The following is a 24,064-nucleotide window of genomic DNA, read 5'->3' as shown; positions in this document are numbered from 1 at the left end:
CACGTATCGCGCTGTCCCAGGACAGCGTGAGGGACGTGCTCACTTTTAATAATGGAGACAACCTTGACGCAATCCCTTTCGAAGCCGACTTCGTTGAAGACTTTCGCGCGCAGCACGGCAGCACTGGCGACGCTCGCCTTCGGCCTGTCGTTCATCGCCGCGCCGGCTGCGCAAGCCGCGCCGCTGAAGATCGGCATGACGTTTCAGGAGCTGAACAATCCGTACTTCGTGACGATGCAAAAAGCGCTGAACGATGCGGCTGCTTCGATCGGCGCGACGGTGGTCGTCACCGACGCGCACCATGATGTCAGCAAGCAGGTCAGCGACGTCGAAGACATGCTGCAAAAGAAGATCGACATTCTGCTCGTGAATCCGACCGATACGACCGGCATCCAGTCGGCGGTGACCTCGGCGAAGAAGGCGGGCGTGGTGGTGGTCGCCGTCGATGCGAATGCTAACGGCCCGGTCGATTCGTTCGTCGGCTCGAAGAACTACGACGCGGGCGAAATGGCTTGCGAGTATCTGGTGAAGTCGATCGGCGGCAGCGGCGAAGTGGCGATCCTCGACGGCATTCCGGTCGTGCCGATTCTTGAACGTGTGCGCGGCTGCAAGGCGGCGCTCGCGAAAGTGCCGGGCGTGAAGCTCGTGGATACGCAGAACGGTAAGCAGGAACGCGCAACCGCGCTGTCCGTGACCGAGAACATGATTCAGGCGCATCCGAATCTGAAGGGCGTGTTCAGCGTGAACGACGGCGGCTCGATGGGCGCGCTGTCGGCGATTGAATCGTCGGGCAAGGACATCAAGCTGACCAGCGTCGACGGCGCGCCGGAAGCGATTGCCGCCATTCAGAAGCCGAATTCGAAGTTCATCGAAACGTCCGCGCAATTTCCGGCTGACCAGGTGCGCATCGCGCTCGGCATCGCGCTCGCGAAGAAGTGGGGCGCCAATGTGCCGAAAACGATTCCTGTCGACGTGAAGATGATCGACAAGAGCAATGCCAAGGGTTTCAGCTGGTAACGCGAATGTCCGTTGCCGCGCTGAGAAAAAAGCACGGCAACGGACAGCAGAGGAGGACCCGATGGACACGATACTCAAGCTCGACAACATCACCAAGAGTTTTCCCGGCGTGAAGGCGTTGCAAGGCATTCACCTGGAAATCGCGCGCGGCGAGATTCACGCGTTGCTCGGCGAAAACGGCGCGGGCAAATCGACGCTGATGAAAATCCTGTGCGGCATCTATCAGCCGGACGAAGGCTCGATCACGATTGAAGGCGAGGTGCGTCATTTCACCAACTATCACGATGCGGTCGCCGCGGGCGTCGGCATTGTGTTTCAGGAGTTCAGCCTGATTCCGTATCTGAACGCGGTGGAGAACATGTTTCTCGGCCGCGAACTGAAGAACGGTTTGGGCTTGCTCGAACGCGGCAAGATGCGGCGCGCGGCGGCGGCGATTTTCCAGCGGCTTGGCGTGACGATCGATCTGTCGGTGCCGATTCGCGAACTGTCGGTGGCGCAGCAACAGTTCGTCGAAATCGGCAAGGCGCTTTCGCTGGAGGCGCGCATTCTGATTCTGGACGAGCCCACCGCCACGCTCACGCCCGCCGAAGCCGAGCATCTGTTCGCGATCATGCGCGAACTGAAGCAGCAGGGCGTCGCGATGATTTTCATCTCGCACCACCTCGAAGAGATTTTCGAAGTGTGCGACCGCATCACCGTGCTGCGCGATGGCCAGTACGTCGGCATGACCGAGGTATCGCAATCCGACGTGGGGCATCTCGTGGAGATGATGGTGGGGCGCCGCATCGAAAACAGTTTTCCGCCGAAGCCGCCGATACGTGCCGATGCGAAGATCGTGCTCGACGTCGACAAGCTGCAGTTGCTCAAGGACAGCCCCGTGTTGAGCTTCACGCTGCGTGAAGGCGAGATTCTCGGCTTCGCGGGACTGGTCGGCTCGGGGCGCACGGAAACCGCGCTCGCCGTGATCGGCGCGGATTCGGCCTACGTGAAGGAGATTCGCATCAACGGCGCGGCGGCGAAGCTGTCCGATCCCGCCGATGCGTTGCGCGCCGGCGTCGGCATCCTGCCCGAGAGCCGCAAGACCGAAGGCCTGATCACCGACTTCTCGATCAAGCAGAACATCTCGATCAACAACCTCAGCAAGTATCGCTCGTTGCGTTTCTTTATCGACCAGCGCAGCGAAGCGCGCGCGACCGCTGACATCATGAAACGCGTGGGCGTCAAAGCGCCGACCATGCATACCGAAGTCGCGACGCTCTCCGGGGGCAATCAGCAGAAGGTGGTGATCGCGCGCTGGCTGAATCATCACACCAACATCCTGATCTTCGACGAACCGACGCGCGGCATCGACGTCGGCGCCAAAGCCGAAATCTATCTGCTGATGCGCGAACTCACCGCGCGCGGCTACTCGATCATCATGATCTCGTCCGAACTGCCGGAGATCGTCGGCATGTGCGACCGCGTCGCCGTGTTCCGGCAGGGCCGCATCGAAGCGATGCTCGAAGGCGACGCGATCGACTCGAACGCCGTGATGACCTATGCAACTGCCGGCTCTCGTGGAGCAACCCATGAACACGCCTAATCCTTCTTCTTCACCCAAGACATCCACTGTCAGCAGTGACACGCCGGGAGCGCCGGTGCGCTTCACGTGGGCCGCGTTGAAACGCTCGACGCTGTTCTACCCGTTCATCGGCCTGCTGGTCGTCTGCGTCGTGATGGTGTTCGCGAGCGACAGTTTTCTGTCCGGGGCGAACATCGAGAACGTGCTGCGCCAGGTGTCGATCAACGCGATCATCGCCGTGGGGATGACGTGCGTGATTCTGACCGGTGGCATCGATCTCTCTGTCGGCTCCGTCATGGCGCTGGCGGGCACGCTCGCGGCGGGTTTGATGGTGGCCGGCATGAACGCGGTGGCCGCGCTCGCGATCGGTGTCGCGGTCGGGCTCGGCTTCGGCGCGGCGAACGGTTTCTTCGTAGCGTTCGCCGGCATGCCGCCGATCATCGTCACGCTCGCGACCATGGGCATCGCGCGCGGCCTCGCGCTGATCTACACGGGCGGCTATCCGATCGACGGCCTGCCCGACTGGGTCAGCTTCTTCGGCAGCGGCAAGATTCTCGGCGTGCAGGCACCTGTCGTGATCATGGCGGTGATCTATGTGATCGCGTGGGTGCTGCTTGAACGCATGCCGTTCGGCCGCTATGTCTATGCGATCGGCGGCAACGAACAGGCGACGCGTCTGTCCGGCGTGCGCGTGGCGCGCGTGAAGCTGATCGTCTACACGATTGCTGGTTTGACGTCCGCCTTCGCCGCCATTGTCCTGACCGCGCGTTTGATGAGCGGCCAGCCGAACGCCGGCGTCGGCTTCGAACTCGACGCCATCGCCGCCGTCGTGATGGGCGGCACGTCGATCTCTGGCGGCCGCGGCTCGATCATCGGCACGCTGATCGGCGCGCTGCTGCTCGGCGTGCTGAACAACGGCCTGAACATGGTCGGCGTGAATCCGTATGTACAGAACGTGATCAAGGGCGGAATCATTTTGCTCGCGATTTACATCAGCCGCGACCGCAGAAAGTAACTCTTCAACGACCTCCACTTTTTAAGCAGGACCATGCAATGACGACTCAATCCGACAAGCAGAACATGACAGCTATCGTCTGTCACGCACCGAAAGACTATCGCGTCGAACAGGTGTCGAAGCCTCGCGCGGGCGCGCACGAGCTAGTGATCCGCATTGCCGCGTGCGGCATTTGCGCGAGCGACTGCAAATGTCATTCGGGCGCGAAGATGTTCTGGGGCGGCCCGAGCCCATGGGTAAAAGCGCCGGTGATTCCCGGTCACGAGTTCTTCGGTTTCGTCGAAGAAATTGGCGAGGGTGCGGCCGATCACTTCGGCGTGAAGATGGGCGACCGCGTGATCGCCGAACAGATCGTGCCGTGCGGCAAATGCCGCTATTGCAAATCAGGCCAATACTGGATGTGCGAGGTGCACAACATCTTCGGCTTCCAGCGCGAAGTCGCCGACGGCGGCATGGCCGAATACATGCGCATTCCGCCGACAGCGATTGTTCACAAGATACCCGACGGCATCTCGCTGGAAGATGCCGCGATCATCGAGCCGCTCGCCTGCGCGATCCACACGGTCAACCGTGGCGAAGTGCAACTCGACGACGTGGTGGTGATCGCCGGCGCCGGCCCGCTCGGTCTGATGATGACGCAAATCGCGCATCTGAAAACACCGAAGAAGCTGGTGGTGATCGATCTGGTCGAAGAGCGCCTGGCACTCGCACGCGAATACGGCGCCGACGTGACGATCAACCCGAAACAGGACGACGCGCTGGCGATCATCCATTCGCTCACGGACGGTTACGGCTGCGATGTGTATATTGAAACCACCGGCGCGCCGATCGGCGTGAATCAGGGCATGGACCTGATTCGCAAGCTTGGGCGGTTCGTCGAGTTTTCGGTGTTCGGCGCGGATACGACGCTGGACTGGTCGGTGATCGGCGATCGCAAGGAACTCGACGTGCGCGGCGCGCATCTTGGACCGTATTGCTACCCGATCGCGATCGATCTGCTGGCGCGCGGGCTGGTTACATCGAAAGGCATTGTCACGCACGGCTTTTCGCTGGAAGAATGGGACGAGGCGATCAAGATCGCCAACTCGCTCGATTCGATCAAGGTGTTGCTGAAGCCGCGCGCCTGAACGTCGAACGCAGGCAGTGAACGAGCGGCATATAAACGGAGACAGTATGGATTACGTCATCGGCGTCGATATCGGCACGCAGAGCACCAAGGCGCTGCTGGTCGATCAGCACGGCGCGATCGTCGCGCAGCATGCGTCGAGCTACCAGCCGGATACGCCCAAGCCGTTGTGGGCCGAACAATGGCCCGCGGTCTGGCTGAAGGCGGTCCTGGAGTGCATCGCCGCATGCGTCGCTAAAGCGAAGGAGGCGGGTGTTGCGGCAAAGTCGATCAAAGCCGTGTGCGTGAGCAGCCTGTACGGCGGCTCCGGCATTCCGGTGGATAGCGACATGCGGCCGCTCTATCCCTGTCTGATCTGGATGGATCGGCGCGCCACCGAGCAGGTGGAATGGGTACGCAATAACGTCGATCTCGAACGGCTCTATACGATCACGGGCAACGGCGTGGATAGTTACTACGGCTACACGAAGATGCTGTGGCTGCGCGATCACGAGCCGGAGGTGTGGTCGCATACGCGCTACTTCCTGCCGCCGAATGCTTACGTGATCTACATGCTGACCGGCGAGGTGGCGGTCGATCATAGTTCGGCGGGCAATATCGGCGGCATCTACGACATTGGCAAACGCGACTGGTCCGACGAAGCGCTCGACATGCTCGGCATTCCCGCGACGATGATGCCGGAGCGGCTGGTCGAATCGTCGGACGTGGTGGGCGGCTTGCTGTCGCAGTGGGTCGAGCAACTTGGCCTCGACGCGGGCACGTCGATCGTCGCGGGCGGCGTGGACGCGGCGATGGCGACGTTCGCGGCCGGCGTCACGCGCGCGGGACAGCACGTCGCGATGATCGGCACGAGCATGTGTTGGGGCTATATCAACCAGAGTGTCGACGCGCGGCATGGGTTGATCAGCATGCCGCATGTGTTCAATGGACAGCGCGATATTTATGTGTTCGGTGGCGCGATTACGGCGGGCGCGTCCGTGACCTGGTATCGCGAGCAGTTCTGTCACGCGGAGATCGAGGCCGCGCGCGCGACGCCGCATGGCGATCCACATCGCTTATTGGAAGAGTCGGCTGAGAAGGTGCCGGCCGGCTCGGACGGCGTGATGTTCCTGCCGTATCTGATGGGCGAGCGTAGTCCCGTGTGGGATGCCAAGGCGAGCGGGGCGTTCGTCGGACTGAGCTTGTTTCATACGCGCGCGCATTTGTACCGCGCCGTGCTGGAGGGCGTAACGTTCGCGCTGAAGCACAACATCGAGGCGGGACGCAAAGGCGCGCAGTCGCTGGATGACAAGTTGATCGTAGTGGGCGGCGCCGCGCATTCGGATTTGTGGATGCAGATCATCGCGGACATTACCGGCTATCCGGTTTATACCATCGAGCAGGATGTGGAGGCGGCGATGGGGGCGGCGTTGCTGGCGGGCGTCGGTGTCGGTTTGGTATCGCGTGAAGAGGCGCAGAGCGGATGGGTCACGCTGATTGAACGTGCGGAGCCGAACGCGCAACGGATGGCGTTGTATGAGCAACGCTTCGGCGTTTATACGGATTTGTATCCGGCGTTGAAACCGGTCATGCATCGGTTGCAGACATCATGAATGCTACTTTTGATTTTTCTGGTAAGTCGATTCTGGTTACGGGTGCTTCGAGCGGGATTGGGCGTGCGACGGTTGAAGCGTTGTGCGCGTCCGGCGCGAATGTAGTTGCTGCGGCTCGCAATGTGAATGAGCTTGCGCGGTTGGCGGAGGAAACGGGTTGCGAGCCTTTAACGCTCGATGTGAGCGATGAAGCGGCTATCGATGACGCGTTTGGTTCGCTCGATACGTTCGATGGGCTTGTGAATTGCGCGGGGATTGCGTTGCTTGAGCGTGCTGTGGATACGACCGGTGAGAGTTTCGATCGTGTGATGGCGGTGAATGCGCGGGGCGCGGTGCTGGTGGCCAAGCATGTGGCGCGGGGGATGATCGATGCTCAACGCGGTGGCAGTATCGTTAATGTTTCCAGTCAGGCTGCACTGGTGGCGCTGGATGATCATTTGAGTTATTCGGCTTCCAAGGCGGCGCTTGATGCTGTTACGAGGGCTTTGTGTGTTGAGTTGGGGCCTTTTGGGATTCGGGTTAATAGTGTGAATCCTACGGTTACGTTGACGCCTATGGCAGTGCTGGCCTGGAGTGATCCGGTTAAGCGGGATCCTGCGCTTAGGGCGATTCCGTTGCGGCGGTTTGCTGAGTCTGCTGAGGTTGCGGCGCCGATTTTGTTTTTGTTGAGTGATGCGGCTTCTATGATTAGTGGGGTTTGTTTGCCTGTTGATGGGGGGTATACGGCGAAGTGAGGGTTTTTGCCTGCTCGGCGGTTGGTTTGTCTGGGATCCTAAGGGGTTGGCCTTTCCTTGATTTTTTTGTGGTCTATTAGCGTTGCCCCTGTGCGGGGCGGCACCTACTTCTCTTTGCCGCCGCAAAGAGAAGTAGGCAAGAGAAAGCGGCTCACACCGCTAATTCTTAAGTGGATCCCTCGCGCAGCCTCGGTAGTGGTGCATCTGGAATCTGTGTTCTCGCACATTCCGTGTTCGTGACAAGGCCGTCATACTTCCCGCCTCGCGCTCCGCACTCGCCGGAACGGTCCGCGTAAAACCAGTGGGTGCGTTTGTGCGTGGTTGGGGGCCGTCGCTCCGCCTCGGCGAAATGCCGTTAAAGGCTTCCGGTTTTACCGGCACCTGAAAGACTACGGCGCCAAAGAAGCTTCGGCGCAAGAACGCATAGTTTGGTGAATGCCGTGCCTAGCCATTTCGCGAATGTGACGGTCTTGCTAAGCGAGACATTCGTCCATTGCCCGGTGCACCATCAAACGATGGACTGTTCGCGTCATCGCCGAGGCGAAGCCGATGGCCCCCACCGTACACAATCGAAGCCACAGGTTATAAGCAGACCGTTCCGGCGAGCGCGGAGCGCGAGGCGGGAAGTATGACGGCCTTGTCACGAACGCGGAACGTGCGAGAACACAGATTCCAGATGCACCACTACCGAGGCTGCGCGAGGGATCCACTTAAGAATTAGCGGTATGAGCCGCTTTCTCTTGCCTACTTCTCTTTGCGGCGGTCTATACACGGCGGCAAAGAGAAGTAGGTGCCGCCCCGCACAGGGGCAACGCTAATAGACCACAAAAAAATCAAGGAAAGGCCAACCCCTTAGGATCCCAGACAAACCAAGCGACCAAGCAGGAAAAACAACGCACCTACAGCATAGTCCGAACATGCCAAAGCTCCGGAAACAAAACCACATCCAGCATCTTGCGCAGATAAGTGGCCCCACTGGTCCCCCCAGTCCCTTGCTTAAACCCAATAATCCTCTCAACGGTAGTCACATGCCTAAACCGCCACTGCCGAAAAGCATCCTCGAGATCAACAAGCTCCTCAGCCATCTCATACAACTCCCAATGCTGGGAAGGATTCCGATAAACCTCCAACCATGCCGCCTCAACAGAAGCATCATGCACAGTAGGCTGACTCCAATCCCGCTCCAACCTGGAAGATGAAATCGCAAACCCCCGCCGCGCGAGCAACCGCACAACTTCATCATAAAAAGAAGGCGCTTCCAGCGAAGCCTTGACCTCAGCCAACACATCAGCCTGATGCGCATGCGGCTTCAGCATCTGCTCATTCTTATTCCCGAGCAAAAACTCAATCTGCCGATACTGATAAGACTGAAACCCGGAAGAACTGCCCAAATAAGGCCGCATCGCCGTGTACTCAGACGGCGTCATAGTCGCGAGAACACTCCAAGCCTGCACGAGCTGCTCCATGATCCGCGACACACGCGCAAGCATCTTGAACGCCGGGGGCAATTCGTCCCGATGCACAGCCTGCAACGCCGCCCGCAACTCATACAAAGCAAGCTTCATCCACAACTCGCTCGTCTGATGCTGAATGATGAACAGCATCTCATTGTGATCCGGCGACAACGGATGCTGCGCATCCAGCACCGTCCCCAACGAAAGATAATCGCCGTAACTCATCGAGTCCGAAAAATCGAGCTGCGCATCATGCCAGCCATCGCCGGAATCGGCGGCCGGGGGAGCCGCATGCGACGCAACACTCCCATGCCCAAACGGACATCCCTGTGCCGGTTTCTCTTCGGGCAACCCCGGTGTTTGCATGTGATCGGTCATCGCGCGCTCCTCAGGTCACTGCGCCGCGTGCAGCGAATTCGGGTGCCCGCCAGGTTTCCTTCACAAGCACCTCGCGCAACGTTTCCACCGCATCCCATACATCGACAAAGCGCGTATACAGCGGCGTAAAACCAAACCGCAACACATGCGGCTCACGATAATCGCCGATCACCCCACGCGCAATCAACGCCTGCATCACCTCATAGCCATGCGGATGCTCGAAGCTCGCATGCGACCCACGCTGCGCATGCTCACGCGGCGTCACGAGCGTCAACGGAAATTCGCTGCAACGCGCTTCGACCAGTTCGATGAACAGATCCGTCAACGCCAGCGACTTCTTGCGCACCGCCTGCATATCGGTTTGCAAAAACACATCGAGCCCGCACTCGACAAGCGACATCGACACCATCGGCTGCGTGCCACACAAAAATCGGCCGATGCCGTCATCGGGCTGATACGCCGGATCCATCTTGAACGGCGCGCGATGTCCCCACCAGCCCGACAACGGCTGCGCGAACTCGTTTTGATGACGCTTGGGCACCCACACGAACGCAGGCGAACCCGGACCGCCATTCAGATACTTATACGTGCAGCCCACCGCATAGTCCGCGCCGACGCCGTTCAGATCGACCGGGACCGCGCCCGCCGAATGCGCCAAGTCCCACAACGCGAGCGCGCCTTTGTCGTGGATCAGCTTGGTGAGCGCAGCCATGTCGTGCATGTAGCCGGTGCGATAGTTCACGTGCGTGATCATCGCGATGGCGGTGTCATCGCCGATCGCGGCAGGCAGTTCGGAAGGATCGTCGACGAGGCGCAGTTCATAGCCGCGATCGAGCTGCTCGATCAAACCTTGCGCGATGTACAGATCCGTCGGGAAATTCGAGCGCTCGGAAACGATCACACGACGCTTGGGATCGCGTGCATTCGCGACCCGCACGGCCGCCGACAACAGCTTGAACAGATTGATCGAAATCGTATCGGTGACGACCACTTCGTTTTCCCCCGCGCCGATCAACGGCGCGAGCTTGTTGCCGAGGCGGCGCGGCAGCTCGAACCAACCGGCGGTGTTCCAGCTACGAATCAAGCCTTCGCCCCATTCGGCGCCGATCACGGTCTGTGCGCGCTGCGCGGCGGCCGCGGGCGGCACGCCCAGCGAATTGCCGTCGAGATAGATGGTGGTCGGCGACAGCGCGAACTGGTCGCGCAACGTCGCGAGGGGATCGGCGCTGTCGAGCGCCAGTGCTTCGTCTCGGTTGTTCATGGTGATTCCGTCAGTCAGATCAGAGGTGTTCAGTGAGAATTGGGCCGAGACCCGGGCAGTGCGCGCAGAATCGCGCGCACCGGGCTTGCATCGAGCGTGGTCAGCTTGAGCGGCAGCGCGATCAGTTCGTAGTCGCCGGGCGCGACGTCGTCGAGCACGATGCCTTCGAGAATCGCCATGCGATGCGCGCGGATCCGGTGATGAGCGTCCATCGTCTTCGATTCCTGCGGGTCGAGCGATGGCGTGTCGATGCCGATCAGCTTCACGCCGCGCGCCGCCAGCAGGTCGATGGTGTCCGGCGCGACCGCGCAGAACGCGCTGTCCCAAGCGGTGGTCGGCGCATTTCTGTAAGTGCGCAGTAAGACTCGCGGCGGCAGGTCGTCGAGCGAGCCGGCCAGGTGTTGTGGCGTCACAACAGGCGATGCGCCGATGCAATGAATCACGCGGCATCGGCCGAGGTACGCATCGAGCGGCACTTCGCCGATGGCGGCGCCTTCGGCGTCGTAGTGCAGCGGGGCGTCGGTGTGCGCGCCGGTGTGCGGCGACAGCGTCAGCCGCGCGACATTGACGGGCGAGCCCGCCTCCATGCGCCACACGCGCTCGATGGCCACCGGCGTGTCGCCCGGCCAGACGGGCGTGGCGGTATCGACGGCGGGGGTAATGTCCCAAAGTGTTGGCATAGTCGCATCAGCGGTTTGTGTCTATCCGGGAATGATAGGTGGCTTGCCGCGAAATGTGATTGCGAAAAAATCTCCTTCTGCGCCGTGTCTTGGAACATAATTTGAGACAAACGGGAAAGGGAGACCGAATATGAACGCGATCTCGCTCGACGCCACCGATTGCCGTATCTTGACGGTGCTTCAGCAAGAAGGACGGATCAGCAATCTCGACCTCGCGGAGCGCATTTCGCTCTCGCCGTCAGCCTGTCTGCGACGCCTGCGCCTGCTCGAAGAGCAGGGGGTCATCGAACACTACCGCGCGTGTCTGAATCGCGAAGTGCTAGGTTTCGAACTGGAAGCGTTCGTGCAGGTGTCCATGCGCAACGACCAGGAGAATTGGCACGAACGCTTCGCGGAAGCGGTGCGCGACTGGCCGGAAGTGGTCGGCGCGTTCGTCGTGACCGGCGAGACCCACTATCTGCTGCGGGTCCTCGCGCACAACCTCAAACACTATTCGGATTTCGTCCTGCAGCGTCTCTACAAGGCGCCGGGTGTGATGGATATTCGTTCGAATATCGTGCTGCAGACGCTCAAGGAAGATTCGGGCGTGCCGGTTTCGTTGGTGAAGAAAACCGGTGGGCATAGCGCCGCGCATAACGATCGCTGAGTGAGAGGGCGGCCGCGCCGGCATGGGGGCGCGGCGATTTATTTCTGGCGGCGACCGCCTGGCGCCGCATGTCATTGCTCGAACCGCTCGAACCGTTCGCACCGCATCTCAACGCGGCGGCGCGTTCAAAGCGGGTCGAGTCCGTGAAACAAGCCGTTCTGAAAAACCAGCGGCGAAATCTCCGCGGCATTCTCGTGCACGCCGCAGCGCTCCACTTCGCCGACAAAAATCACGTGGTCGCCTTCTTCGTAACGGCTGCGGTTATGGCATTCGAACCACGCGAGCGCGCCGTCGAGCACCGGCATGCCGGTGTCGCCTTCCGCGTGCGACACGCCTTCGAAGCGATCGCCCTTCACGGTCGCAAAACGCTTGCACAGATCGAGCTGCGACGAAGCTAGCACATTGACCACGTAGTGACTGTTGGCGCGGAACACCTGCATCGACGCCGAGCGCGTGGCGAGACTCCATAACACCAGCGGCGGATTGAGCGAAACCGAATTAAATGAGCTGGCCGTGATGCCGATCAACTGGCCGGACGCCGCGCGCGTTGTAATGACGGTGACGCCGGTGGCAAATTGGCTGAGCGCCTGTTTGAAGGCGTTCTGGTCGAAGTTGGGCGGGCTGGCGTGCTTCATCGGGCGCAAGTCCCTGGCGCAAACCGGGTGAACGCCGGGTTGAATCCATCTCGCGTGCCGCTGGAAATAAATGATTCGAAAGTCATAGTGAAAATCGTCGATTTGCCCCAATTTTAACTGCAATCGCGGCGGATCGGCCGCGACCCCAGCCGATGAGTGAAAAAGCCGCTAAGCTGGAAAGCTCGGATGGTGGCATGAGCGTTGCGGCGAACCGTGGACCGGCATCGGCCGACTATGAGTTTCAAGGAGCGAGCAGCATGAGTCAGACAGGCGAAGTCGCCACCCTCGGTGGCGGGTGTTTCTGGTGCCTCGAAGCGGTGTACCTGGGCGTCGACGGCGTGAACGCAGTGGAGTCGGGCTACGCGGGCGGCAAGACCCAGCGCCCGACCTACGAGCAGGTGTGCGATGGCGAAACCGGTCATGCCGAAGTCGTGAAGGTCGACTTCGATCCGGCGAAGATGAGCTATCGCGAGATTCTCGATATCTTCTTCGCGATCCACGATCCGACGCAATTGAACCGGCAGGGCAACGACGTCGGCACGCAATACCGCTCGGTGGTCTTCACGCATTCCGACACGCAGCGGGAAACGGCGTTGCAGGCAATTCGCGAGATCGGTGAACAACGCATTTACGACGGTCAGATCGTCACACAGGTGCTGCCGCTCGACGGCAATTACTGGGCGGCCGAGGCCTATCACCAGAACTATTTTGCGCAGCACCCGAATCAGGGGTACTGCTCGGTCGTGGTGGCGCCGAAGGTGGCGAAGTTTCGTCAGAAGTTTGCTCACCGGATCAAGGCGAGCTAACGGGACGAGCGGCCATTTGCGCTTTACCTAAACGTCGGAGTCGGGTGGCTGCTCGTTCTCTTCAGATGACGGAGGCTCATGGTCGTCGTCCTCATGCTCATGGGCGAGCCGTGCATACGCTTCGATGATCGCCCGCGCCAACTCCACACAGCTAAGCGGCGCCGAGCCTTCCGCTTTATTGTTGATCGCGATCACCACCGGCTGGCCGGCCAGCGCGTAGCGCGCGGCCAGTTCGGCGAGTGACGCGCGGGTCGCCGGGTCTTCATCCACCAACTGGTTGAACGGTTCGTACTTGGCCTTCGCCTGTTCGTATTTGAAGCCGCCGTGCAGGCTCCAGCGCACGATCAGCGGCCCGGCCGGTTCACCGTCCAGCAACGCGAGCGCCGCGGACTGGCGCAGCGGGTCAGGCATGCGCGCGTGAATCCCGACGCAATAACGCACGCCCGCCGTTTTGAGCGTGCGGATGAAGCGCGGCGTTAGCAGACTCCCATCACGGATTTCGATCGCGTAGCAGGCGCTGCCCGGCAGCTTCGGCAAGGCCATCAAAAATTCGGCCAGCCGTTCGATGAATACCGCCGGCTGCGCGAGCATCTGATCCGGCAGCGGCGAAAGCTGGAACACGAGCGCGCCGGCCTTGGCGCCGAGCCCTTCGAGGCACGGCGTGACGAAATCGTCGATCGCCATTTGCGCGTTCAGAAAGCACGGATTCATCGAGACCGGCTCGCCGCGTTCGGCGCGCACGGTGGCGTCGGTGATCGTCATCGGGGCTTTGACGATGAAGCGGAAGTGCTCGGGCACTTGCTGCGCGTAACGCAAATACTCGGTGACCGTGAGCGCCTGATAAAACGACCGGTCGATGCTGACCGTCTTCAGCAGCGGATGCGCACCGTAGGCGGTGAGACCCTCGCGTGACAATTTGCTGTTGCTGTACTCGTCGCCGTAGACGATGCCGTTCCAGCCCGGAAACGACCATGTCGAGGTACCGAGGTGGATTTGCGGTGGTAGTTGCGCTGCAAGCGCAAGGAGTTCGGGCGAGGGCGGGGCGGCGACGATTTCGCGAGTGCGGCGTTTTTTGGGGGCGTCGGCGGGGGCGGGTGCGGTATTGGCTTCGGGCGCGGTGATGGCGTCGTTTGGCGCTGCCGCTTCGTCTTCCTGCCACAAAGAACCGGCGCTTGAGGTCTTCGTCGCGCGCGGTTGACGCCGGCGCTCGGGCTGCGTCGCGGCGGCGGGTGCGGCGGCTGCATCAGCCGGTGAGGTCACCCGCTCCACTGTCTGCTGAGCGGCGTCCGCATCTGCGTCAGCGGTCCCTGTCGCCCCGTGCGATAACTTCACCCCGCCATCGCCCTTCGCCGTCGCCGCGTCCACCGGCATCCCGAACAGATCGAACTGCACGGCTTCGCCATCGGCGCCAGATTCGCCCTCGACCGGCTGTTCAACTTCGTTTGTCCCGCTTGGGTCCATCGGTGTTCAACCTGCTGTTCAAAGGTTTGCGCCACGTCGCCCGCTCATGCACGGCGCCGCGGCGCAACCGTATCACAGCGGTTTCTCGTACATGAAGCCGCGCGACCACGGCAAGGTTTTCGCGCTGCGGCCGGCTTTGCGGCAGACCACCTGGTAGATCGAGACGTCGTCGGTTTCGAACGCGTAGGCGCAACCGGCGAGGTACAAGCGCCAGATGCGGAATTTTTCGTCGTCGACGAGCTTGCGGGCTTCCTCCGCATGCGCTTCGAAATTTTCCGCCCAAAGGTCCAGCGTGTGCGCATAGTGACGGCGCAGGCTTTCGACGTCAAACGCTTCGAGGCCACCGCGCTGCATCGATTCGAGCGCAAGGCTGATATGCGGCAGCTCGCCGTCCGGAAACACATAGCGGTCGATAAATTCGCCGCCGCCGAGCGCGGCCTCGCCGCTGTCCGAATCGCTCGACGTAATGCCGTGATTCAGGGCGATGCCGTCGTCGACCAGCAGATCGTGAATCTTCTCGAAGTAGCCCGGCAGATTCTTGCGGCCCACGTGCTCGAACATGCCGACGCTCGTGATGCGATCGAATTGCCCTTCGACGTCGCGGTAATCCTGTAGACGAATCTCGATCTGGCCTTCCAGGCCCGCCGCTTTGACGCGCGCGGTGGCGAGGTCGAACTGGTTCTGCGAGAGCGTCACGCCCACACACTGCGCGCCGAACTTCTGCGCCGCGCGCAGGACGAGCGCGCCCCAGCCGCAGCCGATATCGAGCAGGCGCTGCCCCGGTTGCAACTGGATCTTGGTGAGGATGTGGTCGATCTTCTTGATCTGCGCGGTGGCGAGATCCTCGTTGCCGTTCTCGAAGTACGCGCACGAGTACACCATGTTCTCGTCGAGCCACAGCTTGTAGAACTCGTTTGAGACGTCGTAGTGATACTCGATCGCCTTCCTGTCCGACGCTTTGGAATGATTGAAGTAGCGCCGCACGCGCGCCAGCTTGCCCGCGCTGGTGACGGTATTGCGCGCCAGCTGGTAGCCGATATTGATGATGTCCGACAGCTTGCCTTCGATGTCGATCTTGCCCTTCACGTACGCCTCGCCGAGATTGTCGAGGCTCGGTTCGAGCAGATAGGGCAGCGCCGTGGCGCTTTTGACATGTAGCGTGACCTGAGGCGCGGCGAACTGCCCGAAGTCATGTTGCTGACCGTCCCACAGCACGAGGCGTGCAGGAACGTTAGCCCTGGTTTTTACTTCTTCCACCCACTGCGCCAGCTTCTTCTCCCAGAACATGTGATCTCTCCGTGTCCGTTGAATTAAAGCAAAGCCTGTGTGGATCGCAACTCAATGCGGCGCGACTCCCATGCCGCGAGATGCCATCCGGCGCGCCGCGCGCTGCTGCGTTGGCAACGCGGTGGCGGCGTTGTATTCCGTATCAAGGCGATAGGCGGGAGATCTGCCAGTCGCTGTGTTCGCCTGAACGCGTGTAGAGCAAGCGATCGTGCAGACGTGACGGCCGGCCCTGCCAGAATTCGATTGCTTCGGGCACCAAACGATAACCGCCCCAGTGCGGTGGACGCGGTGGCTGGTCGCCGTATTGCAAGCTGATTTCGCGTTCGCGTGTTTCGAGCTGCGAACGGCTTTCAATTAGCTGACTCTGATTCGATGCCCACGCACCGATGCGTGAACCGAGCGGGCGCGACGCGAAATACGCGTCGCTTTCTTCCGCGCTGGTTTTGACGATGCGGCCTTCCACGCGCACCTGGCGTTCCAGTTCGATCCAGTAGAACAGCAAGCTGGCGTAAGGATTAGCGGCCAGTTCGCGGCCTTTACGGCTTTCATAATTGGTGAAGAACACGAAGCCACGCTCGTCGACGCCCTTGATCAGGACGATGCGCGCCGACGGCCGGCCGCGCGAGTCGACCGTGGCCAGCGTCATGGTATTCGGTTCGGGCAGTTTGGCGTCGACCGCTTGTTGAAACCACGTATCGAATTGACGAAACGGGTTGCGGTCGATATCGGCAACGTCCAAAGAACCTAGCGAATAGTTTTTTCGAAGTTCGGCAAGTGAGGTCATGTTCTTATGCGAACGCTACAGTTCAATCAGTATAGCTAAGCCGCTGGTTTTTTGCCCGCAACCACGTCAAGGTCTGGCGCGGTGTATTCATGCCTGCCGGCGCGCGTGTGGCCCACGGTGCTGCGCTTTTCGCGGCGATGCAATTCGACGCGTTCAGGCAAAATACGGGGTTGCGTACGCCTTTGCGTCGCCACGTCGTGTTTTTGCCTGACCACCGAGCCCTGCCATCATGTCCAGCACCACCCCGCAAACCGATCTTACTACCAGCCCCGACGGGAATGAAATGGCCGACCGCGCGCGGCGCTTCGGCGGCATCGCCCGTTTGTACGGCGCGCCGGCGCTCGCCGCTTTCGAAGGCGCGCACGTCGCGGTGATCGGCATCGGCGGAGTGGGGTCGTGGGTGGCCGAGGCGCTGGCGCGCAGCGCGGTCGGCACGCTGACGCTGATCGATCTCGACAATGTCGCCGAGAGCAACACTAACCGGCAGATCCACGCGCTCGACGGCAACTACGGAAAACCGAAGGTCGAAGCCATGGCCGAACGCATCGCGGCGATCAATCCGTTTTGCGACGTGCGCCTGATCGAGGACTTCGTCGAGCCGGATAACTTCGACGCGACGCTCGGCGGCGGCTTTGATTACGTGATCGATGCGATCGACAGCGTGCGCACCAAGACCGCGTTGATCGCATGGTGCGTGGAGAAGAAGCAGCCGTTGATCACGGTCGGCGGCGCGGGTGGTCAGCTCGACCCGACGCGCATTCGCATCGACGATCTCGCGCTGACGATCCAGGATCCGTTGCTATCGAAAGTGCGCGGACAGCTGCGCAAGCAACACGGTTTTCCGCGTGCCCCGAAGGCGAAGTTCAAGGTGAGCGCGGTGTATTCCGACGAACCGTTGATCTACCCGGAAGCCGCCGTCTGCGATATCGACGAGGAAGCTGAGCACGTCACCACGTCGCCGGGCCACACCGGGCCGGTCGGTTTGAACTGTGCGGGATTTGGTTCGAGCGTGTGCGTGACGGCGAGCTTCGGTTTTGCCGCGGCCGCGCATGTGTTGCGGGCGTTGGCGAAGCAGGCGACGGCTTGAGGTGATTTAAGCCGCGGTGGATGCCGCGGCGCATTCAGGCGCGGCTGGGGCGCCGCGCCTGAATACCGATTGAGCCAATCAGATCAGAACAACGAAGCGCTCAGCTTGCGCCGCCATTGCGACACCAGCTCCGGCTGATGCGCGGCCAGATCGAACACCGACAGCATCGTCTTACGGCCGATATCGTCGCGGAACGTGCGGTCGCGTTGCACGATCGCCAGCAATTGTTCGAGCGCTTCCGCGTATTTGTGGCGAGCGATAAACGCGCTAGCCAGATCGAAACGCGCTTCGAGATCGGCCGGATCGGTCGCGACCTTCGCCTCCAGCGCATCAGTGGGCGGCAGATCCGCGGCGGCGTCCACGGCGTCGAGGCGCGTCTTGATCGCGTTGAAGCGTGCGTCGATACCTTGCGTCGTTTTCGGCGACAGCAGTTCGACTTCGTTGCGCGCTTCGTCGAGACGATTGTCTTCGAGCAGCATTTCAATGCGGTCCATGCGCGCTTCGTCGAAACCCGGGTCGTAGGCGAGGGCGGCTTGCAGCGCGTCGTAGGCATCTTCGCGGCGGCCTTCGGCCAGTGCGGTGTGCGCCTCGACACGCGAGGCGTCCGCGCCTTGCGGCACGAGCCGCTCGATAAACTCGCGCAACTGACCTTCAGGCAGCACGCCGACAAACTGATCGACCGGCCGTCCGTCGGCAAAGGCCATGACGTGCGGAATGCTGCGCACCTGGAAGTGCGCGGCCAGTTCCTGGTTCTCGTCTACGTTCACCTTCACGAGCTTCCATTTGCCGGCGGCTTCGGCTTCGAGCTTCTCCAGCATCGGGCCAAGGGTCTTGCACGGGCCGCACCAGGGCGCCCAGAAATCGACCAGCACGGGGGCCAGTGTCGACGCCGTGATGACGTCCTGTTCGAAAGTGGCCAGAGTGGTGTCCATTGCGTCCTCGTCGATAAAACGGTCTGTTGATTATTTGGGGCCGAACACCGGGGATTCAATGCTGCCCGAACTGCTTGCGCTTATTTGCGTGGCTTACCTGCGTGGCTTACTTGCGCTCGGGCAGCGGAATCCATTCGGTTTCGCCCGGCACCTTGCCCATTTCCTGATGAGTCCACGCCAGCTTCGCGGCTTCGATTTTCTCGCGCGAACTGGCGACGAAATTCCATTCGATGAAGCGCTCGCCATCCAGCTTTTCGCCGCCGAGCAGCATGACGCGCGCGCCGTGAGTGCTCGCCAGCGTCACCGTTTCGTCGAGCGCGAGCACCGCCATCTGGCCGACTTCGAGCGACGTGCCGTCGATCTCCAGATCGCCGTCGACGAGATAGACGCCGCGTTCCTCGTGTTCCGGTTCGAGCGCGAAGGCGCCGCCCGGCGCGAATTCGCCGGCGACATACAGCGTGCCGGAGAAGGTCGCGACCGGCGAGGTTTCGCCGAACGCCGTGCCCGCGATCACCCGCAGCGTGACGCCGTTGCGCTCGACCACCGGCAGCGTGTCAGCGGCGTGATGCGCGAACGACGGCTCGATCTCTTCGTCGTCGAGCGGCAGCGCGACCCACGTCTGAATGCCGTGCATAGTCTGGCCGCTCGCGCGGTCCTCGTCCGGCGTGCGCTCGGAGTGGACGATGCCGCGCCCGGCCGTCATCCAGTTGACGTCGCCGGGGACGATTTTCTGCGCCGAGCCGAGGCTGTCGCGATGCATGATCGCGCCTTCGAACAGATAGGTCACCGTGGCCAAGCCGATGTGCGGATGCGGCCGCACGTCGAGGCCCACGCCGGGTTCGAGGGTGGCCGGGCCCATGTGGTCGAAGAAAATGAACGGACCGATCAGGCGCGCCGCCATGGCCGGCAGCACGCGCCGCACGGTCAGGCTGCCGACGTCGCGCAGATGCGGTTTGAGGACTGCTTTGATCGAGGAGGACATGGGCAGGCTCGGTTGGAATGGTGGGTGGGGATTTTTGCTTAATGGACGATTCTACTGCGGAGGGCGCGATGACGACGGCTGGGCGACACGTCGAAGCTCCGGGAATCCGTAGCGCGGGGCGGCGCCAAGCGGCGCCGGCTCCGCTAAACTGCCGGATCGAACAATCAATTGGAGACTGGGATGTCGCCGAGGGATTTGCTGCTGGCGATGCTCGTGGTTCTGGTGTGGGGCGTTAACTTCGTCGTGATCAAGGTCGGTCTGCATGGCGTGCCGCCCATGCTGCTCGGCGCGCTGCGGTTCGCGCTCGCCGCCGTGCCGGCGGCGTTTTTCATCAAACGGCCCAACTTGCCGTGGCGCTGGCTGATTGCGTACGGCGCGACGATTTCGTTCGGCCAGTTCGCGTTCCTGTTCTCGGCCATGTACGTCGGCATGCCGGCCGGGCTCGCCTCGCTGGTGTTGCAGGCACAGGCGTTTTTCACGCTGATTTTCGCCGCGATCTTCTTGCATGAACGGTTCCGCTTGCCGAATGTCGTGGGTTTACTGATCGCGGCGGGCGGCCTCGCCGTGATCGGCGTGCAAGGCGGCCACGCCATGACGCTGGCCGGCTTTGTCCTCACCTTGTGCGCCGCGTGTTCGTGGGCGCTCGGCAACATCGTCACGAAGAAGGTCGGCCAGGTCGATCTCGTCGCGCTGGTGGTGTGGGGCAGCCTGATTCCACCGCTGCCGTTTTTTGCGCTGTCGTACGCGTTCGAGGGTCCGCAGCGGATCGCCGCGGCGCTGTCCGGCATCAGCGCGACGTCGATCTTCGCCATCGTGTATCTCGCGTTCATCGCCACGCTGATCGGCTACGGGTTGTGGAGCCGTCTGCTGTCGCGCTATCCGGCGAGCCAGGTCGCGCCGTTTTCGCTGCTTGTGCCGATCGTCGGTCTCGCGTCGGCGTCGCTGTTTCTCGACGAGCAATTGTCCGAGGCGCAGATTGCGGGCGCTTTGCTGGTGATGGCGGGATTGGTCGTGAACGTATTCGGCGGCAGGGTCGTGCAGTGGTTTTCACCCGCGCGCTGAGCGGCCGGCAGGCCTGAACGAGGACGAAAAAACGGCCGCTTCGAGCGGCCGTTTTCCATCGCATCATTGCGTTGCATGCGTGAGCATCACGTCATGCGGTTCTTCGCGAGCGGTGGATTCGCCGCGAAATAGCGCTTAATGCCGGTCATGATCGCATCGGCCATCTTCTCGCGATACGCGTCGTCGTTCAGGCGGCGCTCTTCGTCCGGGTTGCTGATGAAAGCGGTCTCCACGAGGATCGACGGAATGTCCGGCGCCTTCAGCACCGCGAACCCTGCCTGCTCGACCGAGCCCTTGTGCAGCTTGTTGATGCCGCCAATTTCGTTCAGCACGAAGTTGCCATAACGCATCGAGTCGCGAATCTGCGCGGTGGTGGACATATCGAACAGCGCGCGGTTCACGGTGGCGTCGGCGGACTTGATGTTGATCCCGCCGATCTGATCCGACGAGTTTTCCTTGTTCGCCATCCAGCGCGCCGCGGCGCTCGTGGCGCCATGCTCGGACAGCGCGAACACCGACGAGCCCTTGGCGTCGGGCGTGGTGAACGCATCGGCATGGATCGACACGAACAGGTCTGCGCCGACGCGCCTCGCCTTCTGCACGCGCACATTCAGCGGCACGAAGAAGTCGGCGTCGCGCGTCATCATGGCGCGCATGTTCGGTTGCGCGTCGATCTTCGCGCGCAGCTTCTTCGCGATGTCGAGCGCGACGTGTTTCTCGTACGTGCCCGAGCCGCCGATCGCGCCCGGATCTTCGCCGCCGTGGCCCGGATCGATCGCGACGGTCAACAGACGCACCGTGTTGCTCTTGCCGGACTTGGGATTGGTGAAGGCGTAGGTATCGTCGCTGCCGGCATCGTCCGCGCCTAGCGTGCTGGCGCTGTTGCCCTTGTTGCGGGCGATGGCCGTGGGCGGCGCCACTGGCGCAACAGGCGTGGCGGGCTTGCCGAGGATAGGCGGAACAGGCGTCGGCGCGACACGCACCGGCGGACGCGGCACGCTCGGCGCGGACCCGCTCCCGCCGTTCTGCGCGTAACGCTCGAAGAACGCCTCGCTGTTGTCGGCGGTGGGCGGCGTGGTGCCGGGGCCGCTCAGCGTGGCGGGCGGCGGCGCGCCGTTCTCTTCGTTGAACGTCTGCTGCTTGTGTTCCGTCTGCGCGAGCAGATCCATCAACGGATCGGGCGCGACCGCGGGATACAGGTCGAACACCAGCCGGTACTTGTATGCGCCGACCGGCGGCAGCGTGAACACCTGCGGCTTCACCGAACCCTTCAGGTCGAACACCATGCGCACCACATGTGGCTGATATTGCCCGACGCGCACCGACGAGATCTGCGGATCGTTCGGCGTGATCTTCGACACAAGGTCTTTCAACGCCTGATCCAGATCGAGGCCGCTCAGATCGACCACCAGCCGGTCCGGTCCCTGCAACAACTGCTGTGCGTTCTGCAGCGGCTGATCGGATTCGATCGTCACGCGCGTGTAGTCACGCGCCGGCCAGACCCGCACGCCGAGCACCGAACTGGCCCACGCGAGACGCGGCGCGACGAGGCCGAGCACGAGCGTGGACGCACCCGCGCGCAGAATCTGCCGGCGCCGCCAGTTATGCGTCGCGGTAGCCGCCGATTCGATCGAGCGGAACGGTTTGATCAACATCTTTCGAGACATGCCTTTCCTGATTCGCTGTATGCCCGTGCGACGAGGACACGGCCGTCGCTTTCGTTCTCGTTGTCATTATCGAGGTCGAGCGAGAAGACAAGATCCGGCACGCCTAAGAGACGTCCTGCGCGCTGCGGCCATTCGACGAGGCAGATCGCGCCGCTGTCGAAGTACTCGCGAAAGCCCGCGTCGGCCCATTCGGCCGGATCGGTGAATCTATACAGATCGAAGTGATAGAGCGCGAGTTCCCCAGCGGGCCGTTCGAGCACGTAGGGTTCGACAAGTGTGTAAGTGGGGCTGCGCACGCGGCCGGTGTGGCCGAGGCCGCGTAAGGTCGCGCGCACGAGGGTGGTTTTGCCGGCGCCGAGATCGCCGACGAGTTGGACTTGCAGTCCGTAGAACGCCTTGTCGCCGTCCGCGCCGGGCGCCTGTTGCGCGGCTTCGCGCACGCTTTCGATTGCCTGCGCGAAGCGCTCGCCGAACGCTAGCGTGGCGGCTTCGTCCGCGAGCGCGAAGGTGCGTTCGAGCAGGACGTTGGCGGGCGGTTGGATCGCGAGATCGGGATTGACAGGCATTCTCGTAAAATGGCGTGATGAACCGAAGTCCGGAGTCCCCTGTTTCCTGCCCGCCTGCGTCTAACGACGATGCGCGTGCCGAACGTCATTTCGATGAAGCGGCGCTGAATGCGCTCGCGCTAAACATCAAAACGTGGGGCCGTGAACTGGGTTTCGGAGCGGTCGGCATTAGCGACACCGATCTTTCCGCCGCCGAAGCGCCGCTTGCAGCCTGGCTGGAAGCGGGTTGCCACGGCGAGATGGATTATATGGCGAAACACGGCATGAAACGCGCGCGGCCCGCCGAGCTTGTGGCCGGCACGCGACGTGTGATTACGGCGCGCATCGCTTATTTGCCCGTTCAGACGTTGAGCGGAAAGGCGCACGAAAGCGCTTTGCAGGACGGCCCACTCACGCAGGACTGGCGCGCAGCCGAGCATGCGCGGCTCGCGGACCCGTCGGCGGCGGTCGTGTCGATCTATGCGCGCGGCCGCGATTATCACAAGGTGATGCGTAACCGTTTGCAACATCTGGCCGAGAAAATCGAAGCTGAGATCGGCGCGTTCGGCTACCGCGTATTTACCGATTCGGCGCCGGTGCTGGAAGTAGAACTTGCGCAGAAGGCCGGCATCGGCTGGCGCGGCAAGCATACGCTGCTGCTGCAACGTGACGCGGGTTCGCTGTTTTTCCTCGGCGAAATCTATGTCGATGTGCCGTTGCCGACCGACGCCGAGACCGTGCCTGAACTCGCGCCTGAAACGCCGGGCTCGCATTGCGGAAGTTGCACGCGCTGTATCGGCGCCTGTCCGACCGGCGCGATCGTCGCGCCCTACAAGGTCGATGCGCGCCTGTGTATTTCCTATCTCACGATCGAATTGAGGGGCAGTATTCCCCTGGAGTTGCGGCCGCTGATTGGTAATCGTGTGTATGGCTGTGACGATTGTCAACTCGTGTGTCCATGGAACAAATTCGCGCAGGCCGCGCCGGTCGCGGACTTCGACGTGCGGCATGGGCTCGATCGCGCGTCGTTGGTCGAGTTGTTCGCGTGGAGCGCGGACGAGTTCGATACGCGCATGCAGGGCAGCGCGATTCGCCGCATCGGCTACGAGAGCTGGTTGCGCAATCTCGCGGTGGGCATGGGCAACGCGCTGCGTGCGTCGTCGGACAGTTTGAGCGGGCCGGCGCGCGAGGCGATCGTAGAGGCGCTGAAAATGCGTGTCGATGATGCTTCCGCTGTCGTGCGCGAGCATGTGGAATGGGCTTTGGAAGCGGCGTAAAGTAGCGGTGCGTTGCGTGTTTGGAGCGCCTGCACCCCATGCAGGTACGCTGCTCTGCCAGCCGTAGCGCCGCGC

The 24,064-nt window shown here is 62.0% G+C and carries 22 protein-coding genes; 11 read left to right on the top strand and 11 right to left on the bottom strand.

Annotated features, from left to right (window positions below; all coding sequences use genetic code 11):
* The first annotated feature begins 51 nt into the window (after positions 1 to 51).
* From HF916_RS45200 to HF916_RS45175, 6 genes are all read left to right on the top strand, one after another.
* Positions 52 to 1,017: an ABC transporter substrate-binding protein gene (locus HF916_RS45200; protein WP_168795083.1), complete on the top strand. Its 966-nt coding sequence runs from the start codon at positions 52 to 54 to the stop codon at positions 1,015 to 1,017.
* A 61-nt stretch (positions 1,018 to 1,078) separates the two neighbouring features.
* Positions 1,079 to 2,599 carry a sugar ABC transporter ATP-binding protein gene (locus HF916_RS45195; RefSeq protein WP_168795082.1) on the top strand — a complete coding sequence of 507 codons (1,521 nt, stop codon included), beginning with the start codon at positions 1,079 to 1,081 and terminating at the stop codon, positions 2,597 to 2,599.
* Positions 2,586 to 3,593, top strand: a complete 1,008-nt coding sequence (locus HF916_RS45190; protein WP_168795081.1) for an ABC transporter permease — start codon at positions 2,586 to 2,588, stop codon at positions 3,591 to 3,593. The genes HF916_RS45195 and HF916_RS45190 overlap by 14 nt, the downstream gene beginning before the upstream one ends.
* Before the next feature lie 38 nt (positions 3,594 to 3,631).
* Positions 3,632 to 4,720, top strand: coding sequence for an alcohol dehydrogenase catalytic domain-containing protein (locus HF916_RS45185; protein ID WP_168795080.1), 1,089 nt, complete (start codon positions 3,632 to 3,634; stop codon positions 4,718 to 4,720).
* Between the two features lie 46 nt (positions 4,721 to 4,766).
* On the top strand, positions 4,767 to 6,311 hold the full coding sequence (locus HF916_RS45180; protein ID WP_168795079.1) for an FGGY-family carbohydrate kinase: 1,545 nt from the start codon (positions 4,767 to 4,769) through the stop codon (positions 6,309 to 6,311).
* Positions 6,308 to 7,045, top strand: a complete 738-nt coding sequence (locus HF916_RS45175) for an SDR family oxidoreductase (protein ID WP_168795078.1) — start codon at positions 6,308 to 6,310, stop codon at positions 7,043 to 7,045. The genes HF916_RS45180 and HF916_RS45175 overlap by 4 nt, the downstream gene beginning before the upstream one ends.
* A gap of 899 nt (positions 7,046 to 7,944) precedes the next feature.
* On the opposite strand, the gene kynA is transcribed toward HF916_RS45175, so the two are convergent.
* From kynA to kynB, 3 genes are read right to left on the bottom strand one after another with little or no spacing between them, the layout of a single operon-like run.
* Positions 7,945 to 8,877 carry a tryptophan 2,3-dioxygenase gene (gene kynA, locus HF916_RS45170; RefSeq protein WP_168795077.1) on the bottom strand — a complete coding sequence of 311 codons (933 nt, stop codon included), beginning with the start codon at positions 8,875 to 8,877 and terminating at the stop codon, positions 7,945 to 7,947.
* Positions 8,878 to 8,887: 10 nt separating this feature from the next.
* Positions 8,888 to 10,138 carry a kynureninase gene (kynU, locus tag HF916_RS45165; RefSeq protein ID WP_168795076.1) on the bottom strand — a complete coding sequence of 417 codons (1,251 nt, stop codon included), beginning with the start codon at positions 10,136 to 10,138 and terminating at the stop codon, positions 8,888 to 8,890.
* A 29-nt stretch (positions 10,139 to 10,167) separates the two neighbouring features.
* Positions 10,168 to 10,818: an arylformamidase gene (gene kynB, locus HF916_RS45160; protein ID WP_168795075.1), complete on the bottom strand. Its 651-nt coding sequence runs from the start codon at positions 10,816 to 10,818 to the stop codon at positions 10,168 to 10,170.
* Positions 10,819 to 10,948: 130 nt separating this feature from the next.
* Here kynB and HF916_RS45155 point away from each other — a divergent pair, with 130 nt between their 5' ends.
* Complete coding sequence (locus HF916_RS45155; protein WP_012434188.1) at positions 10,949 to 11,464, top strand: Lrp/AsnC family transcriptional regulator; 516 nt, start codon at positions 10,949 to 10,951, stop codon at positions 11,462 to 11,464.
* 125 nt (positions 11,465 to 11,589) lie between these two features.
* On the opposite strand, the gene HF916_RS45150 is transcribed toward HF916_RS45155, so the two are convergent.
* Positions 11,590 to 12,099 (bottom strand): flavin reductase family protein, encoded by a 510-nt coding sequence (locus HF916_RS45150; RefSeq protein WP_168795074.1) that lies wholly within the window; start codon positions 12,097 to 12,099, stop codon positions 11,590 to 11,592.
* Between the two features lie 257 nt (positions 12,100 to 12,356).
* Here HF916_RS45150 and msrA point away from each other — a divergent pair, with 257 nt between their 5' ends.
* Complete coding sequence (msrA, locus tag HF916_RS45145; RefSeq protein ID WP_168795073.1) at positions 12,357 to 12,905, top strand: peptide-methionine (S)-S-oxide reductase MsrA; 549 nt, start codon at positions 12,357 to 12,359, stop codon at positions 12,903 to 12,905.
* 27 nt (positions 12,906 to 12,932) lie between these two features.
* Here the strand turns inward: msrA and HF916_RS45140 are convergent, their stop codons facing one another.
* From HF916_RS45140 to pdxH, 3 genes are all read right to left on the bottom strand, one after another.
* Positions 12,933 to 14,366: a DUF72 domain-containing protein gene (locus HF916_RS45140; protein WP_168795072.1), complete on the bottom strand. Its 1,434-nt coding sequence runs from the start codon at positions 14,364 to 14,366 to the stop codon at positions 12,933 to 12,935.
* A gap of 72 nt (positions 14,367 to 14,438) precedes the next feature.
* Positions 14,439 to 15,653 (bottom strand): SAM-dependent methyltransferase, encoded by a 1,215-nt coding sequence (locus HF916_RS45135; protein ID WP_168795071.1) that lies wholly within the window; start codon positions 15,651 to 15,653, stop codon positions 14,439 to 14,441.
* A gap of 142 nt (positions 15,654 to 15,795) precedes the next feature.
* Positions 15,796 to 16,437, bottom strand: coding sequence for a pyridoxamine 5'-phosphate oxidase (pdxH, locus tag HF916_RS45130; RefSeq protein WP_134457953.1), 642 nt, complete (start codon positions 16,435 to 16,437; stop codon positions 15,796 to 15,798).
* A gap of 229 nt (positions 16,438 to 16,666) precedes the next feature.
* On the opposite strand from pdxH, the gene tcdA reads away from it, so the two are divergent.
* Positions 16,667 to 17,524 (top strand): tRNA cyclic N6-threonylcarbamoyladenosine(37) synthase TcdA, encoded by an 858-nt coding sequence (tcdA, locus tag HF916_RS45125; RefSeq protein ID WP_168795070.1) that lies wholly within the window; start codon positions 16,667 to 16,669, stop codon positions 17,522 to 17,524.
* 83 nt (positions 17,525 to 17,607) lie between these two features.
* Here tcdA and trxA read toward each other — a convergent pair whose 3' ends face one another.
* The gene (gene trxA / locus HF916_RS45120; RefSeq protein WP_168795069.1) at positions 17,608 to 18,456 is read right to left on the bottom strand and encodes a thioredoxin; all 849 of its coding nucleotides are present in this window, start codon (positions 18,454 to 18,456) and stop codon (positions 17,608 to 17,610) included.
* Between the two features lie 106 nt (positions 18,457 to 18,562).
* Positions 18,563 to 19,438 (bottom strand): pirin family protein, encoded by an 876-nt coding sequence (locus HF916_RS45115; protein ID WP_168795068.1) that lies wholly within the window; start codon positions 19,436 to 19,438, stop codon positions 18,563 to 18,565.
* Between the two features lie 180 nt (positions 19,439 to 19,618).
* Here HF916_RS45115 and HF916_RS45110 point away from each other — a divergent pair, with 180 nt between their 5' ends.
* A complete protein-coding gene (locus HF916_RS45110) occupies positions 19,619 to 20,500 on the top strand; it encodes an EamA family transporter (protein WP_168795067.1) in 882 nt (293 codons plus the stop codon).
* An 86-nt stretch (positions 20,501 to 20,586) separates the two neighbouring features.
* On the opposite strand, the gene HF916_RS45105 is transcribed toward HF916_RS45110, so the two are convergent.
* Both HF916_RS45105 and tsaE read right to left on the bottom strand, forming a co-directional pair.
* The gene (locus tag HF916_RS45105) at positions 20,587 to 22,167 is read right to left on the bottom strand and encodes an N-acetylmuramoyl-L-alanine amidase (protein WP_168795066.1); all 1,581 of its coding nucleotides are present in this window, start codon (positions 22,165 to 22,167) and stop codon (positions 20,587 to 20,589) included.
* The gene (gene tsaE / locus HF916_RS45100; RefSeq protein ID WP_168795065.1) at positions 22,149 to 22,733 is read right to left on the bottom strand and encodes a tRNA (adenosine(37)-N6)-threonylcarbamoyltransferase complex ATPase subunit type 1 TsaE; all 585 of its coding nucleotides are present in this window, start codon (positions 22,731 to 22,733) and stop codon (positions 22,149 to 22,151) included. Before tsaE ends, HF916_RS45105 begins: the two co-directional genes overlap by 19 nt.
* A gap of 17 nt (positions 22,734 to 22,750) precedes the next feature.
* Between tsaE and queG the strand changes: the two genes are divergently transcribed.
* Positions 22,751 to 23,989 (top strand): tRNA epoxyqueuosine(34) reductase QueG, encoded by a 1,239-nt coding sequence (queG, locus tag HF916_RS45095; protein WP_168795064.1) that lies wholly within the window; start codon positions 22,751 to 22,753, stop codon positions 23,987 to 23,989.
* Positions 23,990 to 24,064 lie beyond the last annotated feature (75 nt).

It is taken from the genome of Paraburkholderia aromaticivorans (assembly GCF_012689525.1).
GTDB classification, from domain to species: domain Bacteria; phylum Pseudomonadota; class Gammaproteobacteria; order Burkholderiales; family Burkholderiaceae; genus Paraburkholderia; species Paraburkholderia aromaticivorans_A.
The sequence above is the reverse complement of the archived record's forward strand: the minus strand, read 5'-3'. Positions and strand labels throughout refer to the sequence as shown.

Excerpts from the sequence above, each read along its gene's own strand:
- HF916_RS45200 (WP_168795083.1), top strand. The coding sequence starts at position 52 with ATGGAGACAACCTTGACGCAATCCCTTTCGAAGCCGACTTCGTTGAAG.
- HF916_RS45195 (WP_168795082.1), top strand. The coding sequence starts at position 1,079 with ATGGACACGATACTCAAGCTCGACAACATCACCAAGAGTTTTCCCGGC.
- HF916_RS45190 (WP_168795081.1), top strand. The coding sequence starts at position 2,586 with ATGAACACGCCTAATCCTTCTTCTTCACCCAAGACATCCACTGTCAGC.
- HF916_RS45185 (WP_168795080.1), top strand. The coding sequence starts at position 3,632 with ATGACGACTCAATCCGACAAGCAGAACATGACAGCTATCGTCTGTCAC.
- HF916_RS45180 (WP_168795079.1), top strand. The coding sequence starts at position 4,767 with ATGGATTACGTCATCGGCGTCGATATCGGCACGCAGAGCACCAAGGCG.
- HF916_RS45175 (WP_168795078.1), top strand. The coding sequence starts at position 6,308 with ATGAATGCTACTTTTGATTTTTCTGGTAAGTCGATTCTGGTTACGGGT.
- kynA (WP_168795077.1), bottom strand. The coding sequence starts at position 8,877 with ATGACCGATCACATGCAAACACCGGGGTTGCCCGAAGAGAAACCGGCA.
- kynU (WP_168795076.1), bottom strand. The coding sequence starts at position 10,138 with ATGAACAACCGAGACGAAGCACTGGCGCTCGACAGCGCCGATCCCCTC.
- kynB (WP_168795075.1), bottom strand. The coding sequence starts at position 10,818 with ATGCCAACACTTTGGGACATTACCCCCGCCGTCGATACCGCCACGCCC.
- HF916_RS45155 (WP_012434188.1), top strand. The coding sequence starts at position 10,949 with ATGAACGCGATCTCGCTCGACGCCACCGATTGCCGTATCTTGACGGTG.
- HF916_RS45150 (WP_168795074.1), bottom strand. The coding sequence starts at position 12,099 with ATGAAGCACGCCAGCCCGCCCAACTTCGACCAGAACGCCTTCAAACAG.
- msrA (WP_168795073.1), top strand. The coding sequence starts at position 12,357 with ATGAGTCAGACAGGCGAAGTCGCCACCCTCGGTGGCGGGTGTTTCTGG.
- HF916_RS45140 (WP_168795072.1), bottom strand. The coding sequence starts at position 14,366 with ATGGACCCAAGCGGGACAAACGAAGTTGAACAGCCGGTCGAGGGCGAA.
- HF916_RS45135 (WP_168795071.1), bottom strand. The coding sequence starts at position 15,653 with ATGTTCTGGGAGAAGAAGCTGGCGCAGTGGGTGGAAGAAGTAAAAACC.
- pdxH (WP_134457953.1), bottom strand. The coding sequence starts at position 16,437 with ATGACCTCACTTGCCGAACTTCGAAAAAACTATTCGCTAGGTTCTTTG.
- tcdA (WP_168795070.1), top strand. The coding sequence starts at position 16,667 with ATGTCCAGCACCACCCCGCAAACCGATCTTACTACCAGCCCCGACGGG.
- trxA (WP_168795069.1), bottom strand. The coding sequence starts at position 18,456 with ATGGACACCACTCTGGCCACTTTCGAACAGGACGTCATCACGGCGTCG.
- HF916_RS45115 (WP_168795068.1), bottom strand. The coding sequence starts at position 19,438 with ATGTCCTCCTCGATCAAAGCAGTCCTCAAACCGCATCTGCGCGACGTC.
- HF916_RS45110 (WP_168795067.1), top strand. The coding sequence starts at position 19,619 with ATGTCGCCGAGGGATTTGCTGCTGGCGATGCTCGTGGTTCTGGTGTGG.
- HF916_RS45105 (WP_168795066.1), bottom strand. The coding sequence starts at position 22,167 with ATGTCTCGAAAGATGTTGATCAAACCGTTCCGCTCGATCGAATCGGCG.
- tsaE (WP_168795065.1), bottom strand. The coding sequence starts at position 22,733 with ATGCCTGTCAATCCCGATCTCGCGATCCAACCGCCCGCCAACGTCCTG.
- queG (WP_168795064.1), top strand. The coding sequence starts at position 22,751 with ATGAACCGAAGTCCGGAGTCCCCTGTTTCCTGCCCGCCTGCGTCTAAC.